The organism is Pseudomonas sp. GQ91 (assembly GCF_059758795.1).
In genome coordinates this window covers 107,716-132,230 of record NZ_JCAXED010000005.1, presented here as the reverse complement: position 1 = coordinate 132,230, position 24,515 = coordinate 107,716, and the positions used below count along the sequence as shown (strand labels likewise).

The following is a 24,515-nucleotide window of genomic DNA, read 5'->3' as shown; positions in this document are numbered from 1 at the left end:
ATTAGATTTGCAGTGTTTGTAGGTTAATCTGAGCCCCCTTGCCTCTGCCGAGCGTTCCATGTCCGACTTGCTCGACCGTTACCCGCTGACCGCGGGCACCTATCACGAACTGCTGGATGAGCACGGCGCGGTCCGTGCCCATTGGCAGCGCTTGCTCGATCATCTGCAACGCAGCACATCCGCGCAGCTGGCCCAGCGCCAGGCGCTGCTGAGCCGGCAGATCCAGGAAAATGGCGTGACCTACAACGTCTACGCCGATCCCAAGGGCGCTGACCGCCCGTGGGAGCTGGACCTGTTACCTCACGTGCTGGCTGCGGATGAGTGGCGGCACTTGTCGGCCGGCATCGCCCAGCGCGCGCGCCTGCTGAATGCGCTGCTGGCCGATCTCTATGGCCCGCAACGCTTGATCGCCGAGGGATTGCTGCCGGCGGAGCTGGTGTTCGGGCATAACAATTTCCTGTGGCCATGCCAGGGCATCGCGCCGCCCGCGAGTACGTTCATGCACCTGTACGCGGTGGATCTGGCGCGTACGCCGGATGGCCGCTGGTGGGTCACGGCGGATCGTACCCAGGCGCCGTCCGGCGCCGGTTATGCACTGGAAAACCGCACGATTGTGTCCCGTGCGTTTCCTGATCTGTACCGCGACTTGCAGGTGCAGCACCTCACCGGGTTCTTTCGCACGCTCCAGGAAACCCTGGCCCGCCAGGCGCCCAGCGACAACCAGCCGCCGCTGATCGTGCTGTTGACCCCGGGCCGCTTTAACGAAAGCTACTTCGAGCACCTGTATCTCGCTCGCCAGCTCGGTTACCCGCTGGTGGAAGGCGGCGACCTCACCGTGCGCGATGCCACGGTGTACCTGAAGACCCTCAGCGGCCTGCGCCGGGTGCACGCGATCATGCGACGCCTGGACGACGACTTCTGCGACCCTCTGGAACTGCGCACCGACTCGGCGCTTGGCGTGCCGGGTCTGCTGGACGCCGTGCGGCAGGGCAATGTGCTGGTGGCAAATGCCCTGGGCAGTGGCGTGCTGGAGTCGCCTGGCCTGTTGGGGTTCTTGCCGAAGATCAACGAGTTTTTGTTTGGCGAGGCATTGATCCTGCCGTCCATCGCCACCTGGTGGTGCGGCGAAGCGCCAGTGCTCGCCGAAGCCCTGGAGAAACTGCCGCAGTTGTTGATCAAGCCGGCGTTCCCTTCGCAGAGCTTCAGCCCGGTGTTTGGGCGCGACTTGAATCAGGCACAGCGTGAGGCTTTGGCTGAGCGTATGCGCGCACGACCGTATGCGTATGTCGCCCAGGAACTGGCGCAGTTGTCCCAGGCGCCGGTCTGGCAGACCGCCGAAGCTCAGTTGCAACATCGTGCCATCGGCATGCGTATGTATGCCGTTGCCAGTGGCGACGGATATCGCGTGCTGCCAGGCGGCCTGACGCGGGTGGCCGCCGAGGCCGATGCCGAAGTGGTGGCGATGCAGCGCGGTGGCGCCAGCAAGGACACCTGGGTGCTTGGCGAGCGTGCCGCCAGTGGCGAACATTGGCGCGCACAGCGCACGATTGGTACCCATGACCTGGTGCGGCGCGATCCATATCTGCCGTCGCGGGTGGTGGAAAACCTGTTCTGGTTCGGTCGTTATTGCGAGCGCTGCGATAACAGTGCGCGCTGGCTGCGAATCGTCCTGGCCCGTTATGTCGACGGTGACGATCCGCAAGCGCTGCAAGCGGCGGTGGAGCTGGGTGAAAGTTTGCGTCTGTTGCCGGAGGAGGGCACGTTGCCCGAGCGGCTACAGGCGGCCTTGCTCGGTGATGACTGGCCGTCGAGCCTGCGGGCCAATCTGCAGCGTCTGCAATGGGCGGCTTCCCAGGTGCGGGGCAAGTTGTCGCGGGAAAACTGGCAGGCCCTGGTGGAGCTTCAGCGTGAAGCCCTGGAGCTGGAAAACCAGGCGCCGGACTTCGGCGAGTTGCTGGATTTTCTTAATCGGCTGGTGATGTCACTCGCGGCGCTGTCCGGGTTTGCCCTGGATGATATGACCCGTGATGAAGGCTGGCGCTTTTTGATGATGGGGCGGCGTATCGAGCGCCTGCAATTTCTCAGCAGCAGCCTCGCGGCCTTTCTGCGCGGGGTCACGGTGTTCGATCAAGCGGGGTTGGAGTGGTTGCTGGAGCTGGGTAACAGCAGCATCACCTACCGTTCCCGCTACCTTGCGGTGCCGCAATTGATACCGGTGCTGGACTTGTTGCTGCTGGATGAGCAGAACCCTCATGCCGTGTTGTTCCAACTGAAACTGGTGAGCCGTACCTTGCGTCGCCTCAATGATGACTTCGGCGTGCCACGGGAGACCGGGCTGGCGCCATTGGTCGAACGCCTGGCGCGTTTTGACCTGAGTTGCCTGGAAAACCCGTTGTTCGGTGAAGGCAGCGTGCGGGCGGCCCTGGATGGTCTGGCGCAGCTGCTGCAAGCCGTCGCTGATGAGAGCGGGCAGGTCTCGGACCGCCTGGCCTTGCGCCATTTTGCCCATGTGGATGATGTCAGCCAGCAAACGGTGTCGGTGTGATGAGCGCTCGCTACCAGATTTTTCACGACACTCACTACCATTACGACAGCCCTGTATCGCTGGCCCAGCAGCTGGCGCATTTATGGCCGCGCCCGTGTGTCTGGCAACGTTGCAGTTCCCGGCAACTGCAGATCAGTCCGGAGCCGACGGCGCGTCGGGATGAGTTGGATGTGTTCGGCAACCCGATCACCCGGCTGGCGTTCGAGCGGCCCCATGATGAACTGCTGGTCAATGCCGGACTGACCGTGGAAGTGCTGGCGCGGCCGGTGCTGGATTTTTCCCAGTCGCCTGCCTGGGATCAGACCCGCGAGCGCCTGACCTACAGCAGTCAGCCGTTGTCGGTGCAGGTCATCGAAGCGTGCCGCTATCGCTTTGAATCGCCCTACGTGCACCTGAAGAAAAACTTCATCGAGTTTTCCGCAAGCTGTTTTCCGCCGGGGCGACCGCTGTTGCGGGGCGTGCAGGCGCTGATGGAAAAGATTTTCAACGAGTTCACCTTCGATGCCGACGCCACGCAGGTTGCCACGCCGCTGGTGGAAGTACTGGAGCGGCGGCGCGGCGTATGCCAGGACTTCGCCCACCTGATGCTCGCGTGCGTGCGCTCACGGGGTCTGGCGGCGCGCTATGTCAGCGGTTATCTGCTGACCCAGCCCCCGCCCGGCCAACCTCGGCTGATTGGCGCCGATGCGTCCCATGCCTGGGTCTCGGTGTTTTGTCCGGTGCTGGGTTGGGTGGATTTTGATCCGACCAACAATGTGCAGCCGGCACTCGAGCACATCACCCTGGCGTGGGGCCGGGATTTTTCCGATGTGTCGCCGTTGCGTGGAGTGATTCTGGGAGGCGGGAACCACGACCCGGAAGTCCGGGTGACAGTGATGCCGCTGGAGTGAGGGGCACGGAACGCCTGGAAGACTGCGTTCCGTAGATACCGCCTTGAACGTGGCCGGGCAAGCTCACAGGGTGCTCCCGTAGCCGCTGTCGTGCGTTTGCGACGTACCTGACACACCGTTCTATCCGGTTTTGCGACGGCTTCGCAGCCGTACGCGGCCTCGCCGGGGCTCGACCGCTGCTACGTAATATCGGTTCAGGCTTCGGAGGCCGGGTCTTTCGGTGTCTCGGCGTCGTCAGTCGCCACTTCACCTTCAGCATCCGGGTTCGATGCAGCCGCTTCTTCATCTGCAGCCGCTTTCTTGCGTTGCAGCTTTTCCTCTTTCTTCTGTTCCTTGGCCAAGTCTCTCTGACGTTTGGCGAAGGAGTAATTAGGTTTTGCCATGGGCGATCCTCTGGGGTCGAAGGTGAGGTTGAGCGGTGGGTATTCTGCCTTTAAACGCGCCCGAAGGGTTAATCGGGTTTTCAAAGTTTCGCCCCATGGATTAAACGTTAGTCGACATGGAACGTTTCGTAAGTACCGCTCGCACCACAGGCGTAGGCGGCAAGCAAGCTGCGGAACAGGCTATTGAGGTGCATGGCTCGAACTCCGGAGGGGGGAATGAGTCGATCCTAAACGGGTGATGGCATTTTGGCTGGTTGATTCTATCGATCAGTCTGATAGCCTAAAGTTGTATACAATCTGTTGATTCAGGTCATGGAACCATCGGCCTGCCTCAGGCACCCTTGTCGCACTATGCGTTTTCTAACACTGCCTTGGAGATCCACATGTTTGCCAAAATCGTTGCTGTTTCCCTGCTGACATTGGCCAGCGGCCAGTTGCTCGCTGCAGAGTGCAAGGTCACCGTCGACTCCACTGATCAGATGTCCTTCAACACCAAGGCCATTGAAATCGACAAGAGCTGCAAGACGTTCACCGTTGAGCTGACTCACTCCGGCAACCTGCCGAAAAACGTCATGGGCCATAACTGGGTGCTGAGCAAAGAAGCCGACATGCAGCCGATCGCGACGGATGGCATGGCCGCCGGCATCGACAAGGATTATCTGAAAGAAGGTGATGCCCGCATCATCGCCCATACCAAGCTTATCGGTGCGAAGGAAAAAGACTCGGTCACCTTCGACGTGTCGAAACTCTCGGCTGACGAGAAATACGGCTTTTTCTGCTCGTTCCCGGGCCACATCTCGATGATGAAAGGCACTGTGACCCTGAAGTAAGACCGCGTTAGCGTTCTTCGCGAGCAAGCCCGCTCCCACACTTGACCGAGTTCCAACATGAGAATGCGGTCGAATGTGGGAGCGGGCTTGCTCGCGAAAGCGGTCTGGCAATCAACACCAAACTACCGGTCCCGCCTCACGGGGCAAACGGCATTACCCGCTTGTGCTCGGTCTTGCGGTAAGTCTCGCAGATGATCTTGAACGCCTCCTCAGGCACGGTCTCGCCGTGCAGGAACGCATCGATCTCGGCATAGGTCACGCCATGGGAAGCCTCGTCCGGCTTGCCCGGCGACAGGTCTTCCAGGTCGGCCGTCGGGACTTTCTCCACCAGCGATTCCGGCGCGCCAAAATGTCGCGCAATCGCCCGCACCTGGTGTTTCACCAGCCCGCTCAGCGGTGCCAGGTCACATGCACCATCACCGAACTTGGTGAAAAAGCCCATCACCGCTTCCGCCGCATGGTCGGTACCGATCACCAGGCCGCCGGTTGCACCGGCGATGGTGTACTGCGCCACCATGCGCATCCGCGCCTTGGTATTGCCCAGTACGAAATCCCGGGAGACGGCGTGCTTGCCCTCGAACGCGACGACTTCAGCGGCCAGGGCCTTGACCGCCGGGGCGATGTTCACCGTGTGGCGCTCGTCGGGCGCGATAAGGTCTACCGAAGCCTGGGCGTCATGTTCGTCGAACTGGGTGTCGTAAGGCAGCCGCACGGCAATAAAACGGTACGCCTGGTCGCCGGTTTTCGCGCGTAGTTCTTTCATCGCGCGCTGGGCCAGCAGACCGGCCGTCAGGGAGTCGACGCCACCGCTGATGCCCAGTACCAAGGTCTTGAGCCCTGAGTTGAGCAGGCAGTCCTGGATAAAGGTAATCCGCCGGGCAACTTCCGCCTCAAGGGCGGCAGGGTCTTTGAACGGCGGCTGGACCTTGAGCTGTTCAGCAATTTCACGCTGTACGGCTTGCATGATTCACTCCTCGCTGGAAATGGCAGGGACTTTAAAAACGTGGCGCAGATAGGCGACGAAGTTGGGATCCGTGCAATGGGTCTTACCCGCTTCATCGGAAATCTTCGCCACGGGCTGGCCATTGCAGGCCGTCATTTTAAGCACGATGCTCATCGGTTCCACACCTGGAATATCACAGGTCAGGTTGGTGCCGATGCCAAAGCTGACATTAATCCGACCGCGCAGCGCCCGGAAAATCTCCAGCGACTTGGGCAGCGTCAGGCTGTCGGAGAACACCAGGGTCTTGCTCATCGGCTCGATCCCCAGCTTGTGATAGTGGGCAATGGCCTTCTCGGCCCACTGCACCGGATCACCGGAATCGTGGCGCAGGCCGTCGAACAGCTTGGCGAAATACAGATCGAAATCGCCGAGGAACGCGTCGGTGGTGATGCAATCAGTCAAGGCAATCCCCAACAGACCCCGGTATTCGCGGACCCAGCAGTCGAGGGCGGCGATCTGGCTGTCAATCAGGCGGGGCCCCAGTTGCTGATGCGCCATGATCCATTCGTGGGCCATGGTGCCCAGTGGCTTCATGTCCAGCTCGCGGGCCAGATGCACGTTGCTGGTGCCGACAAAACGGCCGGGGAAGTCGTGCTTGAGGACATTCACCACTTCCTCCTGCACGCGGTAAGAGAAGCGCCGCCGAGTGCCAAAGTCCGCCACCTGCAACTCCGACAATTCATCACGGCTGGCGTTGGCGGTCAGCCAGTCGAACTTGCGATAAAGCTGTTCGCGGGCCTGTTCAAGGATGATGGTCTGGTAGCGATAGCGGTTGCGCACTTCGCTGACGATGGCCAGCAACGGCACTTCAAACAAAATCACATGCAGCCACGGCCCGCGCAGGCGGATAAACAACTCGCCGTTTTCGATGCCGGTCTGCACATAGCGCAAGTTGAAACGAAACAGGCCGAGGAAGCGCAAGAAGTCCGGTTTCATGAAGCTGATGCGCTCCAGGAACCCCAGTTGATCGGGGCTCAGGCTCAACTCGGCGAGGCGCTCGATCTGGTAACGAATCTCCGCCAGGTAAGGCCGCAGATCTTCGCTGTTACGGCAGCGGAACTCCCATTCAACTTCCACGTTGGGGTAGTTGTGCAGCACCGCCTGCATCATGGTCAACTTGTAGAAGTCGGTGTCGAGCAGGTTCTGCACGATGCGATCGGCAAACACACTCTCGCTCATAGCGGGAATCTCCAGACGGGTCGGCGAAGGGCGCCGGCCTTGTACGGGCAATTGAAGGATGGTGCTAGTGGCGCATAGACAAGTGCCGTTAGGCCAGCGATTTTTTGGCTATGCGCTTCGCGGTGTTCTCGTGGTGTGGGTATGGGCGTGGTTTTAGGGGTTGGGTTTTACTCCAGATCCCTGGACCTGCTCCAGCATCCAGCGCACAAAGTCCCGCACCTTGGGCACTTCCGCCGAATGCTCGGGATACGCCAGGTAATAGGCATCCTGGCTGGGCATGGCATGCTGCCAGGGGATGACCAGCTTGCCATCGGCCAATTCCTCTTCCACCAGGAACCTGGGCAACAGCGCCACGCCACAGCCCACCTGGGCAGCACGGATGCACATGTAAAAGGTGTCGAAACGCGGCCCGTGGTAGCTGTGTTCGGTCTGGTAACCCTGGCTGGCGAACCAGTCGTGCCAGCCCTGGGGGCGCGAGGCATTTTGCAGCAGTACCAGATCGCTCAATTGCGTGGGATCGCTGAAGGGGATGGCCGGCAGGCTGTCGGGCGCGCAGACCGGTATCAGCTCTTCGCTGAACAACTCGAGACTTTCGGTGCCAGGGCGTGAACCGGCACCGAAGTAAAACGCCAGGTCGGCCTTGCCTTGCAGCAGTTCGTCGGGCGCCTGTTCGTTACACAGGTCCAGGTGAATCTGCGGGTGTCGCAGGCGCCAACCCTTGAGCCGTGGCACCAGCCAGCGCGCGCCGAAGGTATAGGGCGTGGATACCCGCAGTACTTCGGTCTCGCCACCGTAAGAACGCAGGTAGTGGGTCGACATCTCCACTTGCGTGAGGATTTTGCGCACTTCCACCAAATACAGATCGCCCGCCGGCGTCATCTGCAGGCGACGCCGCACCCGACGGAACAGCAGGTGTTGCAGCAGTTCTTCCAGCTGCGCGACCTGTTTGCTGACCGCGCTTTGGGTGAGGTTCAACTCTTCGGCGGCCCGGGTGAAGCTCAGGTGACGGGTCACGGCCTCGAAACATTGCAGGGCGGTGATCGAGGGCAAATGTCTTTTATTCAGCACGGCACGTCTCTTTTTGTTCTTTGCATGAATAAACGGAATGATATCTCGCCTAATCGTCGTTTGTTGACAAGTCTTGGGCCAGCTACAAATAAGCGCTGGATAGCCGCGCTGGTTGGCGGCGCAATTATTTGTTGCAGATTGAAGGAGTGACCCATGGTTGCCGCATTGCTTGATCGTCTTGGTGTAGAGCCAGCCCTGTATCAGTCGGGTAAGCAGCCCGTGCATTCGCCCATTGACGGCAGTCGGATTGCCAGCGTGCACTGGGAAGGCGCGGCCGAGGTCGAGCAGCAGGTCAGTCGCGCAGAGCATGCTTTCGAGGCCTGGCGCAACGTGCCGGCGCCGCGTCGCGGTGAGCTGGTGCGTCAGTTCGGCGACCTGTTGCGTGAGTACAAGGCGGACCTGGGCGAGCTGGTTTCGTGGGAAGCCGGCAAGATCACCCAGGAAGGCCTGGGTGAAGTGCAGGAAATGATCGACATCTGCGACTTTGCCGTGGGCCTGTCGCGTCAGTTGTACGGCTTGACCATCGCCTCCGAGCGGCCCGGCCATCACATGCGGGAGACCTGGCACCCGCTGGGCGTGGTCGGCGTGATCAGTGCCTTCAACTTTCCGGTGGCTGTGTGGGCGTGGAACACCGCGCTGGCGCTGGTGTGTGGCAATGCGGTGATCTGGAAACCCTCCGAAAAGACCCCGCTGACCGCCCTGGCCTGCCAGGCGCTGTTCGAGCGGGCGTTGAAAGGTTTCAGTGATGCCCCGCAGTACTTGAGCCAAGTGATTATCGGCGGCCGCGATGCCGGCGCCGCCCTGGTGGATGATCCGCGTGTGGCGCTGATCAGCGCCACCGGCAGTACCCGCATGGGCCGCGAAGTGGCGCCGAAGGTGGCCGCGCGTTTTGCCCGCAGCATTCTGGAACTGGGTGGCAACAACGCGATGATCCTGGGCCCGAGCGCCGACCTGGACATGGCTGTGCGCGCCATTCTGTTCAGCGCTGTCGGTACCGCCGGCCAGCGTTGTACCACCTTGCGCCGGCTGATCGCCCATGAATCGGTAAAAGAAGAGATCGTCACCCGCCTCAAGGCTGCATATTCCAAGGTGCGTATTGGTCATCCGCTGGAAGGCAACCTGGTCGGTCCGCTGATCGACAAACACAGTTTCGACAACATGCAGGATGCATTGGAACAAGCCTTGAGCGAAGGCGGCAAGGTGTTTGGCGGCACGCGCCAGTTGCAGGATAAATTCCCCGACGCCTACTACGTCGCGCCGGCGATTGTGGAAATGCCTGAGCAAAGTGAAGTGGTGCGCAGCGAAACCTTCGCGCCGATCCTGTATGTGATCGGCTACAGCGATTTTGCCGAAGCCCTGCGCCTGAATAACGCGGTGCCCCAGGGGCTGTCCTCCTGCATTTTCACCACCGACGTGCGCGAAGCCGAGCAATTCATGTCCGCGGTGGGCAGTGACTGCGGGATCGCCAACGTCAACATCGGCCCGAGCGGCGCCGAAATTGGCGGTGCGTTTGGCGGCGAGAAAGAAACCGGTGGCGGTCGTGAGTCGGGTTCGGATGCCTGGCGCGGCTACATGCGCCGGCAGACCAATACGGTGAACTACTCGCTGGAGTTGCCGCTGGCTCAGGGCATCACTTTCGACTGAATACCTGTCCAAATGCGCTCAAAAATGTGGGAGCGGGCTTGCTCGCGAAAGCGGTGTGTCAGTCAACGGATATACAACTGATCCACCGCATTCGCGAGCAAGCCCGCTCCCCCACTTGATTGCATTTGCACAGCAAAATTGTTGTTTGTTAGGTCTCATCGGAGTCTGGCAATGGCACTGCGCGAAGCGTGTTTATGGGAACAACTGACCCCCGGCCGGCCGGATCACGCCGCGCTCAAGGGCGAGGTCAAGGTGGATGTCTGCGTGATCGGCGCCGGTATCACCGGGTTGTCGGCGGCCATCCATTTGCTGGAGCAAGGTAAGAGTGTCGCCGTGCTGGAGGCCCATCGCACCGGGCACGGCGGCTCGGGGCGCAATGTCGGGTTGGTCAACGCCGGGATGTGGATCCCACCGGACGAGATCGAGGCCGGTTTTGGCGAAGCGGTGGGCAGTCAACTCAATCGCATGCTCGGCGCTGCACCTTCTCTGGTATTCAGCCTGATCGACAAATACCACATCGACTGCCAACTGCGGCGCGAGGGCACTTTGCACATGGCGCACAACGCCCGTGGCGAAGCGGACCTGCGCAGTCGCGAAGAACAATGGAAACGGCGGGGCGCACCGGTGGAGCTATTGACCGGCTCGGCCTGCGAGCAGGCCACCGGCACCAAAAAGATCGCCGCCGCCCTGCTGGATCGGCGCGCCGGTACCCTTAACCCGATGGCCTACACCAGCGGTCTGGCGAGTGCGGCCATCGGCCTTGGAGGGCAGTTGTTCGAGCGTTCCCCCGTGGTTCGGCTGGAGCGCCAGGGTTCGCGCTGGTCGGTGCAGACTGCCCAGGGCGCGGTGCATGCCGGGCAAGTGGTGATTGCTTCCAACGCCTACACCGAGGGCGAGTGGACAGCGCTGCGCCGCAACTTTTTTCCCGGGTATTACTATCAAGTGGCATCCACGCCGCTCACCGATGACGCTGCGCAACAGATTCTGCCGGGCGGGCAGGGTTCATGGGATACGCGACAGGTACTCAGCAGTATTCGCCGCGATGCGGATGGCAGGTTGTTACTCGGCAGCCTGGGCAACGGCAACCAGAAGCCGGCCTGGTTCCTCAAGGCCTGGGCCGACCGGGTGCAGCAGCACTATTTCCCGTTTCTGAAAGCGGTGGACTGGGAATGCACCTGGACGGGCTGTATCGCATTCACGCCGGACCATCTGATGCGGCTTTTCGAGCCGGCGCCCGGCCTGGTGGCCGTCACGGGGTACAACGGGCGCGGCGTGACCACCGGCAGTGTGGTGGGCAAGGCCTTCGCCGACTATTTGTGTCACCAGAATCCCCAGGCTTTGCCGATTCCTTTCGCGCCGATGCAACCGTTGGCTGGCGCGGGCTTGCGCAGCTGTTTGTATGAGGCGGGTTTTTCGCTGTATCACGCGGGCCAATGCCTGCGAATTGTCATCTGATCAACGCAATAGCAGGCAGAAGCCGGCAGTTTCTTAGCCGGCTATTCATCTGTATTGGTGCGAGTCGTAGCAACGCCGCACTGTAAATGTGCAGTTCCGTTACGCGCGTTGTTACATAAGCTTGGCCAGTCGATTGATGGCTGCCTGATATCGATCATCGGCCAGGTGCTACTTTTTTTGCTGGAGGGTTGCACCTTTACGAGATAGACGGTTGCACGACCCGCGAAAAGGCGCCGAAACCCCTGTAATAACAATGACACCGTGTCTTTTTCAATAATAAAAACCCACTGGCACGCCCCTTGCTCTCAGCTTTTACGTGAAGGTTTCAAGTGAAAGTTTGAAGTGAAATTGCAGTGCCCATAAACAAAAAACTCGGAGCACCACCTCATGTCCCAGACGTTTTACAAGAAAGGCTTCCTGGCCCTCGCAGTGGCAGCTGCACTGGGTGTGTCTACGTTTGTTCAAGCTGATGTGAAGATTGGCGTAGCGGGGCCGATGACCGGCGCCAACGCGGCATTTGGTGATCAGTACATGAAAGGTGCCCAAGCGGCGGCCGATGCGATTAACAAGGCGGGCGGGATCAACGGTGAGAAGATTGCACTGGTGGCCGGCGACGATGCGTGCGAGCCCAAACAGGCGGTGGCCGTCGCCAACCGCCTGGTCGACCAGGAAAAGGTGATCGGCGTGGTCGGGCATTTCTGCTCGTCAAATACCATTCCTGCCTCCGAGATCTACGACGACGCGGGCATCATCGCTATCACTCCCGGCTCTACCAACCCGCAAGTGACCGAGCGCGGCATGGGCGCCATGTTCCGTATGTGCGGACGTGATGACCAGCAAGGCATTGTCGCCGGTGACTACATCGTCGATGTGCTCAAAGGCAAGAAAGTCGCGGTCATCAACGACAAGGACACCTACGGCAAGGGGCTGGCGGATGCCACCACTGCCCAGTTGATCAAACGCGGCGTGAAACCGGTGCTGGAGGAAGGCCTGACCCGGGGCGAAAAAGACTTCAGCGCACTGGTCACCAAGATCCGCTCCCTGGGGGCCGACGTCGTGTACTTCGGTGGCCTGCACCCGGAAGCCGGTCCTCTGGTTCGCCAACTGCGTGAAGCAGGCCTCAAGGACGTCAAGTTCATGTCCGATGACGGCATCGTGACCGACGAACTGGTGACTACCGCCGGTGGGGCGCAATACGTCGATGGTGTCTACATGACCTTCGGCGCCGACCCGCGCAAGCTGCCCGACAGCAAGGCGGTGGTGGACGAATTCCGCAAATCCGGCTACGAGCCCGAGGGCTACACCCTGTACGCCTACGCCTCGCTCCAGGCCCTGGCCGCCGGCTTCAATGGGGCCAAATCCAACAAGGGCGAAGATGCAGCCGAGTGGCTGAAGGCCAACCCGGTGCAAACCGTGATGGGCGAGAAGACCTGGGACGCCAAGGGCGACCTGAAAGTCTCCGACTATGTGGTTTACCAGTGGGACAAGGACGGCAAATACCACCAGTTGGAAAAGCAGAAGTAAGGCTGAGCGCCACAGACCCAATGTGGGAGCGGGCTTGCTCGCGATGGCGGTACATCAGTCAACACATGTATTGGCTGACACGCTGCCATCGCGAGCAAGCCCGCACCCACCGGGGGATGGTGTTGTGATGAATATCTGTTTTTTCCTCCCAGAAGAGTCGCGCGCCGTCAGGCGTGCAGGCTCTCACCGCGTGAGATTGCGTTATGGATGGTATTTTCCTGCAGCAACTGGTCAACGGGCTGACCCTCGGGTCGGTCTATGGCCTGATCGCCATCGGCTACACAATGGTCTATGGCATCATTGGCATGATCAACTTCGCCCACGGCGAGGTTTATATGATTTCCGCCTACCTCGCGGCGATCAGTCTGGCATTGCTGGCTTACTTCGGCCTCGAATCCTTCCCGCTGCTCATTCTCGGCACCTTGATATTCACCGTTGTCGTCACGGGCGTTTACGGGTGGGTCATTGAACGTGTCGCCTATAAACCGCTGCGTAACTCCACGCGGCTGGCGCCGTTGATCAGCGCCATCGGCATCTCGCTGATCCTGCAGAACTACGCACAGATCGCCCAGGGCGCCAAGCAGCAAGGCATCCCGACCTTGTTGGCGGGGGGCTGGCGCGTGGATATTGGTACCGGCTTCGTGCAGTTGACCTACACCAAGGTATTTATCCTGATCGCGGCATTTGCCGGCATGGCGCTGCTGACCTACATCATCAAGTACACCAAGCTCGGCCGCATGTGCCGTGCGACCCAGCAAGATCGCAAGATGGCTTCGATCCTCGGGATCAATACCGACCGGGTGATTTCCTATGTGTTTGTCATCGGTGCGGCCATGGCGGCCCTGGCTGGTGTGTTGATCACCCTGAACTACGGCACGTTCGATTTCTACGCCGGCTTCATCATCGGCATCAAGGCGTTTACCGCAGCGGTACTCGGCGGCATCGGTTCCCTGCCTGGGGCGATGCTGGGCGGGATCATCCTCGGAATCTCTGAGTCGCTGTTCGCAGGGTTGATCAACTCTGACTACAAAGACGTGTTCAGTTTCTCCCTGCTGGTGGTGATTCTGATTTTCCGTCCCCAGGGCCTGCTTGGTCGCCCGCTCGTGGCGAAGGTGTAAACATGTCTGCTGCCAAATCTATCGATATCAAGAAAAGTGTGGTTGATGCGGTCCTGGCCGGGCTGATTTCACTGATCGTGTTCGGTCCCATCGTCGGCGTGGTGCTCGACGGCTACAGCTTCAACCTGGAGCCGTCCCGCGTGGCCTTGCTGGTGGCCATTGTCATGGCGGGGCGGCTGGCCATGAGCCTGTTCCTGCAAACCCCCAAGGGCATACGCGTGCTCCAGGGCTTCGAAAGCTCAAGCTCCGGCGTACATGTGCAGGCACCGGACTACAAATCACGGTTGCGCTGGATCATCCCGGCATTGATCGTGATCGCCATCGTGTTTCCGTTCTTCGCCAACAAGTACCTGCTGACCGTGGTGATTCTCGGCCTGATCTACGTATTGCTTGGCCTGGGCCTGAACATCGTGGTGGGGCTGGCCGGGTTGCTCGATCTGGGTTACGTGGCGTTCTATGCCATCGGCGCTTATGGCCTGGCGCTGGGTTATGAATACCTGGGCCTGGGCTTCTGGACAGTGCTGCCATTGGCGGCCATCGCAGCGGCGCTGGCGGGATGCATACTCGGGTTTCCGGTGTTGCGAATGCACGGCGACTACCTGGCGATCGTGACCCTGGGCTTTGGTGAAATCATCCGCCTGGTGCTCAATAACTGGTTGTCGTTTACCGGGGGGCCGAATGGCATGCCGGTGCCGGCGCCGACCTTTCTCGGCCTGGAGTTCGGGCGCAGGGCCAAGGATGGCGGGGTGCCGTTCCATGAGTTTTTCGGGATTGCCTATAACCCCAATGTGAAGTTCCTGTTTATCTACATCGTCTTGTTCCTCGTCGTGCTGCTGGTGCTGTACATCAAGCATCGCCTGACACGAATGCCGGTGGGTCGCGCCTGGGAAGCCTTGCGTGAGGATGAAATCGCCTGCCGTTCCATGGGCCTTAACCATGTACTGGTGAAACTCTCGGCATTCACGATCGGCGCCTCGACAGCCGGTCTGGCTGGGGTGTTTTTTGCCAGTTACCAAGGTTTCGTCAATCCGTCCTCGTTCACCTTCTTCGAGTCGGCGCTGATCCTTGCCATTGTCGTGTTAGGGGGCATGGGCTCGACCGTCGGCGTGGTGATTGCCGCTTTCGTGCTGACCGTGGCCCCGGAGCTGCTGCGCAGTTTCTCTGAGTACCGGGTGTTGCTGTTTGGGGTGTTGATGGTGGTGATGATGATCTGGCGACCGCGCGGCCTGATCCGCGTCAGCCGTACCGGGGTGACGCCACGCAAGGGTGTCTTTGTGAAAGGAGAGCCACGCCATGAGTAAGGACGTCGTGCTGCGCGTGGAGAAACTGATGATGCACTTCGGTGGCATCAAGGCCCTGAGCGACGTGAGCCTCAAGGTCGAACGCAACTCGATCTTTGCCCTGATCGGCCCCAACGGTGCAGGCAAGACCACCGTGTTCAACTGCCTGACCGGCTTCTACAAAGCCACTGGCGGCAAGATCGAACTGAATGTGCGGGGCAAGCAGACCAACGTCATTCAGTTGCTGGGCGAGCCGTTCAAGGCCACTGACTTTGTTTCGCCGAAAAGCTTTGTCAGCCGGGTGTTCTACAAGATGTTCGGCGGTACCCATCTGGTGAACCGTGCCGGGCTGGCGCGGACCTTCCAGAACATTCGCCTGTTCAAGGAAATGTCGGTGCTGGAAAACCTGCTGGTGGCCCAGCATATGTGGGTCAACCGCAGCCTGCTGGCGGGCATCCTCAACACCAAGGGCTACCAGAAAGCCGAAAGCGATGCCCTGGACCATGCCTTCTACTGGCTGGAAGTGGTGGACCTGGTGGACTGTGCCAATCGCTTGGCCGGTGAGTTGTCCTACGGCCAGCAACGGCGCCTGGAGATTGCCCGCGCCATGTGTACGCGACCGCAGATCATCTGCCTCGACGAACCGGCCGCCGGCCTCAACCCCCAGGAAACCGAAGCCCTCAGCGCGATGATTCGCCTGCTGCGCGACGAACACGACCTGACAGTGGTGCTGATCGAACACGACATGGGAATGGTGATGAGTATTTCCGATCACATCGTGGTGCTCGACCACGGCAACGTCATCGCCGAGGGTGGCCCGGAGGCAATCCGTAACGATCCGAAAGTGATCGCGGCATACCTGGGTGCTGATGAAGAGGAGTTGGCATGAGTAAACCTATCCTCGAAATCAAGGATCTGGACGTGTTCTACGGTCCGATCCAGGCCCTGAAAAAGGTCTCGCTGTACATCAATGAAGGGGAAACCGTCAGCCTGATCGGCTCCAACGGCGCGGGCAAATCCACCTTGCTGATGTCGATCTTCGGCCAGCCCCGGGCCGAGTCCGGGCAGATCATTTACAACGGCGTCGACATTACCCACAAGTCATCGCATTACATCGCCTCCCACGGCATCGCCCAATCCCCGGAGGGGCGCCGGGTATTCCCCGACATGACCGTCGAGGAAAACCTGCTGATGGGCACCATCCCCATTGGTGACCAGCACGCCAGCGAGGATATGCAGCGCATGTTCGAGCTGTTCCCGCGGCTCAAGGAGCGGCGTAACCAGCGGGCCATGACCATGTCCGGCGGCGAGCAGCAAATGCTTGCCATCGCCCGTGCGTTGATGAGTCGGCCCAAGCTGTTGCTGCTGGACGAGCCCAGCCTGGGCCTGGCCCCGATTGTGGTGAAGCAGATTTTCGCCACCTTGCGCGAGCTGGCCGCCACCGGGATGACCATCTTCCTGGTGGAACAGAACGCCAACCATGCGTTACGCCTGTCCGACCGGGCGTATGTGATGGTCAACGGCGATATTCGCCTGACGGGCACCGGCAAGGAACTGCTGGTGAATGAAGAGGTGCGTAACGCCTATCTCGGCGGGCACTGAATCATAATTCCAAGCGGCACGCTGGATCCATGTGGGAGCGGGCTTGCTCGCGATAGCGCTGTGTCAGTCGACCTCTTGATTGACTGATCCGGCGCTATCGCGAGCAAGCCCGCTCCCACATTATTTGGGGTCTCCACAAGTACGTCGGCAAATTGTGGAAAACAAATCCGCGCACCTGCCAAAGCGCGACATATAGCCGCCGCAAATCCCTGTTTTGTCACACAAATGACTTGTCCCCATCGGCTGTGGAACCGGCTGTGGGTAACGTGGGAGTATCTGGCTGCAGCCCAATGAAATCGCGGCCTGCAGTTTGATGGGTGTTTTTTGATCAGGGCTTTTTTGGTGACCGCCGCAAGGTTTTGTCAACCTGTTCATAGACACAGGTATATGACCGAAACATGTCTGCAAGGCCTGTGGATAAGTCTGTGACTAAACTCTGGAAAGACTTCCACAGAGGCCGGAATTAGTGGCTTGGCGAGAGGTTCCTGGTGCCTCGATGCGCCGTGGGGCTACATACGGCCAGGCCAAGGTCAAGCAAAAAACTTTTTGAATCGCGCTGAAAGCCTTGTACACAGCGGCCTTGAGGGTTTTGTACTTGCCCCCAAAGACTGTGGACGGGGCTGTGGATAACGTGCGCGCACAACGCTGCAAGGCCCGGTTTGTATGGGGTAGGCACGTTTGGTTAAAAAATGCACAGTACGCGTCTGGATCAGCTTCAAGGGGTGTGCGTATCAGTTGCCGCCGGCCCGGCGGCGGGGCATGCTGCTGGCTGTTTTTATCTCATCGGCTGTTTGAAGCCCCCGCAAGGAGAACACCATGTCCAATACGTTGTTTATCACCGGCGCGACCTCCGGTTTTGGCGAAGCCTGTGCCCGGCGTTTTGCCGAGGCCGGCTGGAAACTGGTGCTCACCGGCCGTCGCGAAGAACGTTTGAACGCCTTGTGCGCCGAGCTTTCGAAACAGACCGAGGTGCATGGGCTGGTGGTGGATGTGCGTGATCGCAAAGGCATGGAAGACGCCATTGCCAGCTTGCCAGCGTCCTTCAGCACGTTGCGCGGGCTGATCAACAACGCGGGCCTGGCGGTGGGCACCGATCCCGCGCCCAAGTGCAACCTCGATGATTGGGAAACCATGGTCGATACCAATATCAAAGGCTTGCTTACCACCACCCACCTGCTGCTGCCGCGCTTGATCGCGCATGGCCGTGGCGCCGGGATCATCAACCTGGGCTCGATCGCCGGCAACTATCCGTATCCGGGCAGCCACGTGTATGGCGGCTCCAAGGCCTTCGTCAAACAGTTCTCGCTGAACCTGCGCTGTGATCTGCAAGGCACCGGCGTGCGGGTGACCAACATCGAGCCGGGCCTGTGTGAAAGCGAGTTCTCGCTGGTGCGCTTCGGCGGTGATCAGGCGCGTTACGACGCCACTTATGCCGGCGCCGAGCCGATCCAGCCACAGGACATCGCCGACACCATCTTCTGGGTGCTGAACACCCCGGCGCATGTGAACATCAACCGCTTGGAACTGATGCCGGTGAGCCAGACCTGGGCCGGTTTTGCGATTGAGCGCGGCGCGAAAGCCTAGCGTCAGCCTCCTTTACCCTGTAGGGGCGAGCTCGCTCGCGAAAAACGCAAGGACGCCGCGTTCATCCAGGATGTCCGCGTTATCGTTGATGTTTTTCGCGAGCAAGCTTGCTCCTACCGTAAACAGTAATAAGTGACCAAGGTCATAGGCGGCAAATCGGCCAAAACACGACATAAGGTACACTGCGCTCCTGAAAACCCGCCGCACTCTGCGGTTTCAAGGTTTTGACAGGAGGATTTGTGAGTAACCGAGGTGAGCAGTCGCTGCTCAAACAATCGACCATCCTGATGTTCGCGGTCGCGATCGCCGGGATTGTCACGGGTGTGGTGTCTGGCGCCCAATCCATTTTATTCGATGGCTTTTTCTCGTTGATCGCAACCGCCATCAAGGTGCTGATGCTGATCACGGCCAAGCTGATTGCCAAGCAAAGCAACGAGCGTTTCCAGTTCGGCTACTGGCACCTGGAGCCCATGGTGCTGTTGATCGAGGGCAGTTTCCTGCTGTTGATTGCCATCTACGCGTTTCTCAACGGTGTGTTCGGCATTATCAATGGTGGTCGCGAAATCGAATTGGGCCTGGTGATTATCTATGCGGCGGTATTTACCGTGGTTGAATTTGCCTACTTCTTCTATGTGCGCTACCGCAATCGTACGCTGAAGTCATCGCTGATTCAGTTCGACAACATCAGTTGGCTGGTGGACGCGATGCTCTCGGTCGGCTTGCTGATCAGCTTTCTCGCCGCGCTGTTGCTCAAGTCCCAGGGCTATGGCGAGTGGGCGGTGTATGTCGACCCGCTGATCCTGATTCTGCTGGCCCTGAGCATGCTGGCGCCGGCCTTCAAGATTCTGCGTCCGGCGCTGCGTGATGTGTTGGGGATTGCCCCGGATCAGTTGGCTGACAAGGTGCGTGAAGTGATGGATGCGGCCCAGGCCAAACATGGCTTCGAGGATTATATGTCCTACGTGCAAAAACACGGACGGGCGCGGTTTATCGAGATTCATGTGGTATTGCCGGCGGATTACCCGGTGGATAACGTCGCGCGTCTCGACGGACTGCGGGAAGAGATATCCACAGGCCTGGGTAAAGCCGATGCGGCGCGCTGGCTGACGATCAGCTTTACCGGTGACAGGAAGTGGATTGCCTGAAGGGCAGTTAGATCGAGGTGAGGCTATCGCGAGCAAGCCCGCTCCCCCACTTGAGCGCATTGCAACGTTGGAACTCGGTCGAATGTGGGAGCGGGCTTGCTCGCGATAGGGCCCTTGAGATCAGCCGAAATAATCCAGCAAACCCCGATAGCACGTCGCCAGGTGATACGGCGTGGTCGAGGGCATGTCCCACCGACTGACCTGGCCGCTGGCATCCAGGCACTCATTCCAGCCCTTGGCATGCAGGAAGCGCTGCTGCAACGCCAGCAATTGGCGTTGCAGCAGCGCTTCACTGCCAGGTCGCAAAGTCAACGCCCGCAGGTATTCGGCCTGGGCCCAGATTCGCTGGGTGCCGTCACGCACGACACCGTTCAGCGCCAACATGCCGCTGACCGCGCCACTGGTGTTATCCACACCCGTTTGTTCGGCGTAGGCAAATGCCCGGTTCAATGAGGCATGCAGCGGCGTGCCGCGCAGCACTGGCGACGACTCCAGCAAAAAGAACCATTCGAATTGGTGGCCTGGCTCGAACCAGTTATCCACGGCGCCCACGGGTTTTTCCATCATCACGCCATGCTGGCGGTCGATGAAGCGTTGCTGCATGACCGTCGCCAACGCCAGCAACGCCTGTTGCACGGCGGCGTCTGCGCGCACCGCGAGGGTGGCGAGGAAGCCTTCGGCCAGGTGCATCAACGGGTTTTGCAGCGGGCCTGACTTGAGGGATGACCAGTCGCGCTCCAACACCGCTTCATACAAACCGTCATCCGTGGCAAAACGCTTGGCGACCACCTCCAGGGCCGCATTCAACACGGATTCCACCAGCGGCTCGCGGACCTTGGCCCAGTAATGGGCGCAGGCGAAGATGATGAAGGCGTGGGTGTAGAGGTCTTTGCGTTTATCCAGCGGCTTGCCGTGAGGGTCGATGCTGTAGAACCAGCCTCCGTACTCGGCATCGTGGAAATGCTGCTGCAACGAGCGAAACAGCGCGGCCGCGCGTGCGTCGGCGAAGGCCTGGCCGGGTTCGCCGATCAGGCTGGCAAACAGGTACAACTGCCGCGCGCAGGCCATGGCGCGGTAGCGTTGCGGCGCCAGTGGCTGGTGATTGGCGTCCAGCGCCTCGTAAGGCAGCGCCAACTCGGCGTTCCACCCCGGGCCCTGCCAGAGCGGCACGACCAGGTCGTTGAAGTGCGTGAGCACAGCATTCAATTGAGGCTTGAGGGCAGAACTTGGAGCGATGGGCATCGGCTGGCGTCGTCACGGCAGGAGTGTTTGCCGCGCATGGTAGCAGATGAAGGGCCGTCACAAGTTGCAAGCTACAAGCGGCAAGTAAGAGCGATTGGGCTTTAACGTGCGGCTTGTAGCTTGCCGCTTTCAGCTGGCGAGCAACCACGCACCGGTCGCCGCCGAGGCGGCGCCGGCGATACGCACCAACGGCGCCGCGGCCGTCGGCAAGCATCGCACCACGGCATAACCCGTTGCGTGCAAGGCTGCGGTGGCGCCGACAAAACCGATGGCATACGTCCAGGGGCTGGACATGTCCGGGAGCTCCAGGCCATGCGCGACGCCATGGCACAGTGCAAACACGGCGGTTGCCGCCACAGCCAGCGCGACCGGTGGACGAATGGCCAAGGCTACCGCCAGGCCCAGGGCGAGTACCGACGCCGCAATCGCGCTTTCCAGGGCCGGCAATCCGAGGCCTTCAAAACCCAGCAAGCCGCCGATCAACATGCTGCCGACAAAGGTGCAGGGCAGGGCCCAGCGTGCCGCGCCTTGTTGCTGGGCGGCCCACAAGCCGACGGCAAGCATCGCCAGCAGGTGATCGAGACCGCCGAGCGGGTGACCGATGCCGGCCAGCAGGCCGTTGTCGCCGTGGCCCGGATGGGCAAAGGCCAGGGCCGGGGCGAGTAGCAGGGCGAGGGCGGCAAGCAGTTTGTTGAGGCTCATGAACAGGCTCCTTGAGGGTTGATCAGGCTGCGGTCAGCAGGCCTTGGCGTTCGATAAAGGCGACGATAGCGTCGAGACCGACCCCGGTTTTCTGGTTGCTGAAGACAAAAGGCTTGTCGCCGCGCATGCGTTGAGTGTCGCTGTTCATCAAGGCCAGCGAAGCGCCGACCAGCGGCGCGAGGTCGATCTTGTTGATCACCAGCAAATCGGATTTGCAGATCCCCGGCCCGCCCTTGCGTGGCAGCTTGTCGCCGGCCGACACATCGATCACATAGATCGTCAGGTCAGACAGCTCGGGGCTGAACGTGGCGGAAAGATTGTCACCCCCCGACTCCACCAGAATCAGGTCCAGGCCGGGAAAGCGTCGGTTCAGTTGATCCACCGCCTCCAGGTTGATGGACGCGTCCTCGCGAATCGCGGTGTGGGGGCAGCCTCCGGTTTCGACACCGATGATGCGTTCGGGCGCGAGGGCCTGGTTGCGTACCAGGAAGTCGGCATCTTCGCGGGTATAAATGTCGTTGGTGACCACCGCCAGGTTGTAGCGATCACGCAGGGCCAGGCACAGGGCCAGGGTCAGGGCGGTCTTGCCGGAGCCAACCGGCCCGCCGATGCCGACGCGCAAGGGTTGTGTGTTCATGGGTTTCTCCTAGGAACGAAACAGGCGGCTGTACTGGCGCTCATGGGCCATGCATGCCAGGGACAGGCCGAACGCGGCACTGCCGTAATGGTCGGGAGCGTGTTGGCCGGCTTGCCGCTGGGCTTGCTGGAGCACCGGCAACAACTCGCTGGTCAGGCGCTGGGCGGCTTGTTGCCCAAGGGGCAGGGTCTTCATCAGCACGGCCAATTGGTTTTCCAGCCAGCTCCAGAGCCAGGCGGCCAACGCATCGCCTGGGGTGATCGCCCAGGCGCGGGCGGCGAGCGCCCAGCCCAGGGCCAGATGCGGCTCGCTCACCTGTTCGAGAAATCCGCGGGCCGGCGCGTCGAGTTCCGGCAAGCCGTTGAGCAGTTGCTGCAGGGAATAGCCCATTTGCCGGCTTTCCTGAAACAGCTCGCGGGTCTCGCGGCTGGCGCGGTGTTCTTCACACAATAGGCGCAGGCGCGACCAGTCCTGATCGGCAGCGGCCTGGCAATGGGCGAGCAACTGCGGCGCTTCGAAACGCGCCAGATTGAGCAGCAATTGATCGCTGATCCAGCGTCGGGCGCTGGCCGGGTCACAAACACGCGCCTGTTCCACGGCCATCTCCAAGCCTTGGGAATAGCTGTAGCCGCCAATCGGCAATTGCGGACTGGCCAGCCGCAACAGCGCCCAGGCCGGGTTCACGGGCGCACGCCGAACTGGTGCAGTTTGGGTGGATAGTTGAAGTCTTCGTCGCCATGGCGCGAATGGTGATGACCACCACCGTAGGCGCCGTGTTCCGGCTGGAAGGGGGCTTCGATGGTTTCGGTGTGGGCGCCCAACTGCTCGAGCATGGCCTTGAGCACGTAGTCATCGAGCAGACGCAGCCAGCCGTCACCCACTTGCAGGGCGACATGCCGGTTACCCAAGTGATAGGCGGCGCGGGTCAATTCAAAGGCGCTGCTGCAAGTGACGTGCAGCAGGTGTTCAGGACGCGCACGGACCCGTACCACACGTCCGTCTTCGGCCTGCAGGAACTCACCATCGTGCAGCGGCGGCTGGCCGCGCTCCAGAAACAGACCAACGTCTTCACCCTCAGCACTGAAACAGCGCAGACGGCTTTTGCTGCGGGCTTCGAAATTCAGCAGCAGTTCAGCAGCCCAGAGGGTTTGAGGGGCGATTCGGCGGTGGATCACCAGCATCAGGAAGCTTCCAGCTATGAGCGATGGGCAAGCTAGAGCAAGGGGCTTGCCAATCACGCGTGGCGTAGGAAAAACCTGTAGGCAAACGTGCTGCGCCATCAAACGGGGCGCGTTGCTCTTCGACGATGATTCATATTGGTGCGCAAGACGGCCGACAAGCACCTTAATTGGGCGATTTTGCCCAGTGCGGCCAACGGTTTGCGTGAGGCGTCTGTCGGGTTTTTGCTGGGCGCTGGTTTAAAGATTTTCCCTACATGTATTAAAGATTTGGCGTTCATCTCGTTACATGCCGTTTCTCTAGGATTTCGCTCCGTGTTTAACCCGTTGCGATATCCATCATGCTCAAGTCATTTTTATCTTTACTCATTGTCAGCCTGTCGTTGATCACCCCTTCGAGTTGGGCCAACGTCATCCAGCGTCACTCGTCACTGACGCCCTTCAATGCGTCGTTGCAGGCGGTTCCCCAGCCGTCCATCGATAACGTCATCGACCGCGCTCACGCCTTGCTCGGCACGCCGTACCGCTGGGGCGGAACCTCGGTGGAGCAGGGTTTCGATTGCAGCGGCTTTCTGGTGTACCTGTTCAAGACCGAAGCCAATATCCTGATACCGCGCACCACGGCGGCGATGCACCGCTCAACCGCCGCGACGATCAAGCGCGACGCGCTGAAACCCGGCGATGCAGTGTTTTTCAAGGGCAATGGGCGCGGTCGGATCAACCATGTCGGCCTGTATATCGGCGAAGGCAAGTTCATTCATTCGCCGCGCACCGGCAAGAACATCCGCATCGATTCGTTGGCCAACAGCTACTGGAAAAAACACTACACCACCGCCAAGCGTTTTCACGCGGTGCGTTGAGTGCCTTACTCGGTACTGCCCAGGCCTTGCCAGTGTTTGAGGCCGATAAAGATGAACCGCAGTTGCTGGGTGATCTTCGCCTGAGGCGTGAGGTGCGGTGGCAAAGCTTCGGCGGGCGGGTCGATGATGTCGGGCAGGGTGGCGAACACGCTCTTGACGATCAGGTCCGCCATCACATGCAAGCCTTTGGCATCCAGATGCTGGAGCTTGGGCATCAAGGTCAGGTCGGCGGCGAGGTCCGAGGTGATGTTCTCGCGCAAGGTGGCGATGGCTTGGCGTACGGCCAGGCAGCCGCCGTATTGCTCGCGGGCCAGGAACAGGAATTGCGAACGGTTGGCGGCCACTACATCCAGAAAGATGCGTACCGAGGCGTCGATGATGCCGCCCATGACGAACTCATTGTGGCGTACCAGACGGATCGTGGCCCGGAAGGTCTGACCGACTTCACTGACCAGTGCCAGGCCCAGTTGATCCATATCGGCGAAGTGCCGGTAGAACCCGGTGGGTACAATGCCGGCGGTCTTGGCCACTTCGCGCAGGCTCAGGCTGCCAAACCCTCGGCCACACTCCATCAGATGGCGGGCTGCATCCATCAAGGCGAGGCGGGTCTGTTGCTTCTGTTCAGCGCGGGGCAGCATGGGCGGCG

23 protein-coding genes are annotated in these 24,515 nt (G+C 60.5%); 13 read left to right on the top strand and 10 right to left on the bottom strand.

The window, feature by feature from the left end:
• Positions 1-58 precede the first annotated feature (58 nt).
• Both AC6CIA_RS09180 and AC6CIA_RS09175 read left to right on the top strand, forming a co-directional pair.
• Entirely contained in the window at positions 59-2,545 is a 2,487-nt protein-coding gene (locus AC6CIA_RS09180) for a circularly permuted type 2 ATP-grasp protein (RefSeq protein ID WP_498311609.1), read from the top strand.
• The gene (locus AC6CIA_RS09175) at positions 2,545-3,435 is read left to right on the top strand and encodes a transglutaminase family protein (protein WP_498311608.1); all 891 of its coding nucleotides are present in this window, start codon (positions 2,545-2,547) and stop codon (positions 3,433-3,435) included. The genes AC6CIA_RS09180 and AC6CIA_RS09175 overlap by 1 nt, the downstream gene beginning before the upstream one ends.
• Before the next feature lie 194 nt (positions 3,436-3,629).
• On the opposite strand, the gene AC6CIA_RS09170 is transcribed toward AC6CIA_RS09175, so the two are convergent.
• The gene (locus AC6CIA_RS09170) at positions 3,630-3,818 is read right to left on the bottom strand and encodes a hypothetical protein (RefSeq protein WP_339531823.1); all 189 of its coding nucleotides are present in this window, start codon (positions 3,816-3,818) and stop codon (positions 3,630-3,632) included.
• A gap of 383 nt (positions 3,819-4,201) precedes the next feature.
• On the opposite strand from AC6CIA_RS09170, the gene azu reads away from it, so the two are divergent.
• Positions 4,202-4,648: an azurin gene (gene azu, locus AC6CIA_RS09165; protein ID WP_339531822.1), complete on the top strand. Its 447-nt coding sequence runs from the start codon at positions 4,202-4,204 to the stop codon at positions 4,646-4,648.
• 136 nt (positions 4,649-4,784) lie between these two features.
• Here the strand turns inward: azu and nadE are convergent, their stop codons facing one another.
• The 3 genes from nadE to AC6CIA_RS09150 form a co-directional block, all read right to left on the bottom strand.
• A complete protein-coding gene (gene nadE, locus AC6CIA_RS09160; RefSeq protein ID WP_498311607.1) occupies positions 4,785-5,612 on the bottom strand; it encodes an NAD(+) synthase in 828 nt (275 codons plus the stop codon).
• 3 nt (positions 5,613-5,615) lie between these two features.
• Positions 5,616-6,830, bottom strand: a complete 1,215-nt coding sequence (gene pncB / locus AC6CIA_RS09155; RefSeq protein ID WP_498311606.1) for a nicotinate phosphoribosyltransferase — start codon at positions 6,828-6,830, stop codon at positions 5,616-5,618.
• A gap of 153 nt (positions 6,831-6,983) precedes the next feature.
• On the bottom strand, positions 6,984-7,898 hold the full coding sequence (locus tag AC6CIA_RS09150) for a LysR family transcriptional regulator (RefSeq protein WP_498311605.1): 915 nt from the start codon (positions 7,896-7,898) through the stop codon (positions 6,984-6,986).
• A 153-nt stretch (positions 7,899-8,051) separates the two neighbouring features.
• On the opposite strand from AC6CIA_RS09150, the gene amaB reads away from it, so the two are divergent.
• The 9 genes from amaB (at position 8,052) to AC6CIA_RS09105 (ending at position 19,250) form a co-directional block, all read left to right on the top strand.
• A complete protein-coding gene (gene amaB, locus AC6CIA_RS09145; RefSeq protein WP_498311604.1) occupies positions 8,052-9,542 on the top strand; it encodes an L-piperidine-6-carboxylate dehydrogenase in 1,491 nt (496 codons plus the stop codon).
• A 171-nt stretch (positions 9,543-9,713) separates the two neighbouring features.
• Positions 9,714-10,997: an L-pipecolate oxidase gene (gene amaA / locus AC6CIA_RS09140; RefSeq protein ID WP_498311603.1), complete on the top strand. Its 1,284-nt coding sequence runs from the start codon at positions 9,714-9,716 to the stop codon at positions 10,995-10,997.
• Positions 10,998-11,384: 387 nt separating this feature from the next.
• Positions 11,385-12,521: a branched-chain amino acid ABC transporter substrate-binding protein gene (locus tag AC6CIA_RS09135; RefSeq protein ID WP_498311602.1), complete on the top strand. Its 1,137-nt coding sequence runs from the start codon at positions 11,385-11,387 to the stop codon at positions 12,519-12,521.
• A 203-nt stretch (positions 12,522-12,724) separates the two neighbouring features.
• Complete coding sequence (locus tag AC6CIA_RS09130; protein WP_339531815.1) at positions 12,725-13,639, top strand: ABC transporter permease subunit; 915 nt, start codon at positions 12,725-12,727, stop codon at positions 13,637-13,639.
• A 2-nt stretch (positions 13,640-13,641) separates the two neighbouring features.
• The gene (livM, locus tag AC6CIA_RS09125) at positions 13,642-14,940 is read left to right on the top strand and encodes a high-affinity branched-chain amino acid ABC transporter permease LivM (RefSeq protein ID WP_498311601.1); all 1,299 of its coding nucleotides are present in this window, start codon (positions 13,642-13,644) and stop codon (positions 14,938-14,940) included.
• Positions 14,933-15,808, top strand: coding sequence for an ABC transporter ATP-binding protein (locus tag AC6CIA_RS09120; RefSeq protein ID WP_339531813.1), 876 nt, complete (start codon positions 14,933-14,935; stop codon positions 15,806-15,808). Before livM ends, AC6CIA_RS09120 begins: the two co-directional genes overlap by 8 nt.
• On the top strand, positions 15,805-16,521 hold the full coding sequence (locus tag AC6CIA_RS09115; protein ID WP_498311600.1) for an ABC transporter ATP-binding protein: 717 nt from the start codon (positions 15,805-15,807) through the stop codon (positions 16,519-16,521). The genes AC6CIA_RS09120 and AC6CIA_RS09115 overlap by 4 nt, the downstream gene beginning before the upstream one ends.
• Before the next feature lie 816 nt (positions 16,522-17,337).
• On the top strand, positions 17,338-18,105 hold the full coding sequence (locus AC6CIA_RS09110) for an SDR family oxidoreductase (protein ID WP_339531811.1): 768 nt from the start codon (positions 17,338-17,340) through the stop codon (positions 18,103-18,105).
• Positions 18,106-18,344: 239 nt separating this feature from the next.
• Positions 18,345-19,250: a cation diffusion facilitator family transporter gene (locus AC6CIA_RS09105; RefSeq protein WP_498311599.1), complete on the top strand. Its 906-nt coding sequence runs from the start codon at positions 18,345-18,347 to the stop codon at positions 19,248-19,250.
• A gap of 120 nt (positions 19,251-19,370) precedes the next feature.
• On the opposite strand, the gene AC6CIA_RS09100 is transcribed toward AC6CIA_RS09105, so the two are convergent.
• From AC6CIA_RS09100 to ureE, 5 genes are all read right to left on the bottom strand, one after another.
• Positions 19,371-20,492 carry an AGE family epimerase/isomerase gene (locus tag AC6CIA_RS09100; protein ID WP_498311598.1) on the bottom strand — a complete coding sequence of 374 codons (1,122 nt, stop codon included), beginning with the start codon at positions 20,490-20,492 and terminating at the stop codon, positions 19,371-19,373.
• A gap of 129 nt (positions 20,493-20,621) precedes the next feature.
• Positions 20,622-21,194 carry a HupE/UreJ family protein gene (locus AC6CIA_RS09095; RefSeq protein ID WP_498311597.1) on the bottom strand — a complete coding sequence of 191 codons (573 nt, stop codon included), beginning with the start codon at positions 21,192-21,194 and terminating at the stop codon, positions 20,622-20,624.
• Between the two features lie 22 nt (positions 21,195-21,216).
• Complete coding sequence (gene ureG, locus AC6CIA_RS09090) at positions 21,217-21,831, bottom strand: urease accessory protein UreG (RefSeq protein WP_498311596.1); 615 nt, start codon at positions 21,829-21,831, stop codon at positions 21,217-21,219.
• Positions 21,832-21,840: 9 nt separating this feature from the next.
• The gene (locus AC6CIA_RS09085; RefSeq protein ID WP_498311595.1) at positions 21,841-22,515 is read right to left on the bottom strand and encodes an urease accessory protein UreF; all 675 of its coding nucleotides are present in this window, start codon (positions 22,513-22,515) and stop codon (positions 21,841-21,843) included.
• Complete coding sequence (gene ureE, locus AC6CIA_RS09080) at positions 22,512-23,012, bottom strand: urease accessory protein UreE (protein WP_498311594.1); 501 nt, start codon at positions 23,010-23,012, stop codon at positions 22,512-22,514. Before ureE ends, AC6CIA_RS09085 begins: the two co-directional genes overlap by 4 nt.
• Positions 23,013-23,350: 338 nt before the next feature.
• On the opposite strand from ureE, the gene AC6CIA_RS09075 reads away from it, so the two are divergent.
• Entirely contained in the window at positions 23,351-23,869 is a 519-nt protein-coding gene (locus tag AC6CIA_RS09075; protein ID WP_498311593.1) for a C40 family peptidase, read from the top strand.
• 5 nt (positions 23,870-23,874) lie between these two features.
• On the opposite strand, the gene AC6CIA_RS09070 is transcribed toward AC6CIA_RS09075, so the two are convergent.
• Positions 23,875-24,507: a TetR family transcriptional regulator gene (locus AC6CIA_RS09070; RefSeq protein ID WP_498311592.1), complete on the bottom strand. Its 633-nt coding sequence runs from the start codon at positions 24,505-24,507 to the stop codon at positions 23,875-23,877.
• Between the last annotated feature and the right edge of the window lie 8 nt (positions 24,508-24,515).

Coding starts and splice junctions, on each gene's coding strand:
- AC6CIA_RS09180 (WP_498311609.1), top strand. CDS start 59: ATGTCCGACTTGCTCGACCGTTACCCGCTGACCGCGGGCACCTATCAC.
- AC6CIA_RS09100 (WP_498311598.1), bottom strand. CDS start 20,492: ATGCCCATCGCTCCAAGTTCTGCCCTCAAGCCTCAATTGAATGCTGTG.
- AC6CIA_RS09120 (WP_339531813.1), top strand. CDS start 14,933: ATGAGTAAGGACGTCGTGCTGCGCGTGGAGAAACTGATGATGCACTTC.
- amaA (WP_498311603.1), top strand. CDS start 9,714: ATGGCACTGCGCGAAGCGTGTTTATGGGAACAACTGACCCCCGGCCGG.
- AC6CIA_RS09115 (WP_498311600.1), top strand. CDS start 15,805: ATGAGTAAACCTATCCTCGAAATCAAGGATCTGGACGTGTTCTACGGT.
- livM (WP_498311601.1), top strand. CDS start 13,642: ATGTCTGCTGCCAAATCTATCGATATCAAGAAAAGTGTGGTTGATGCG.
- AC6CIA_RS09130 (WP_339531815.1), top strand. CDS start 12,725: ATGGATGGTATTTTCCTGCAGCAACTGGTCAACGGGCTGACCCTCGGG.
- AC6CIA_RS09070 (WP_498311592.1), bottom strand. CDS start 24,507: ATGCTGCCCCGCGCTGAACAGAAGCAACAGACCCGCCTCGCCTTGATG.
- AC6CIA_RS09175 (WP_498311608.1), top strand. CDS start 2,545: ATGAGCGCTCGCTACCAGATTTTTCACGACACTCACTACCATTACGAC.
- AC6CIA_RS09095 (WP_498311597.1), bottom strand. CDS start 21,194: ATGAGCCTCAACAAACTGCTTGCCGCCCTCGCCCTGCTACTCGCCCCG.
- azu (WP_339531822.1), top strand. CDS start 4,202: ATGTTTGCCAAAATCGTTGCTGTTTCCCTGCTGACATTGGCCAGCGGC.
- AC6CIA_RS09075 (WP_498311593.1), top strand. CDS start 23,351: ATGCTCAAGTCATTTTTATCTTTACTCATTGTCAGCCTGTCGTTGATC.
- AC6CIA_RS09170 (WP_339531823.1), bottom strand. CDS start 3,818: ATGGCAAAACCTAATTACTCCTTCGCCAAACGTCAGAGAGACTTGGCC.
- AC6CIA_RS09135 (WP_498311602.1), top strand. CDS start 11,385: ATGTCCCAGACGTTTTACAAGAAAGGCTTCCTGGCCCTCGCAGTGGCA.
- AC6CIA_RS09110 (WP_339531811.1), top strand. CDS start 17,338: ATGTCCAATACGTTGTTTATCACCGGCGCGACCTCCGGTTTTGGCGAA.
- ureG (WP_498311596.1), bottom strand. CDS start 21,831: ATGAACACACAACCCTTGCGCGTCGGCATCGGCGGGCCGGTTGGCTCC.
- ureE (WP_498311594.1), bottom strand. CDS start 23,012: ATGCTGGTGATCCACCGCCGAATCGCCCCTCAAACCCTCTGGGCTGCT.
- amaB (WP_498311604.1), top strand. CDS start 8,052: ATGGTTGCCGCATTGCTTGATCGTCTTGGTGTAGAGCCAGCCCTGTAT.
- nadE (WP_498311607.1), bottom strand. CDS start 5,612: ATGCAAGCCGTACAGCGTGAAATTGCTGAACAGCTCAAGGTCCAGCCG.
- pncB (WP_498311606.1), bottom strand. CDS start 6,830: ATGAGCGAGAGTGTGTTTGCCGATCGCATCGTGCAGAACCTGCTCGAC.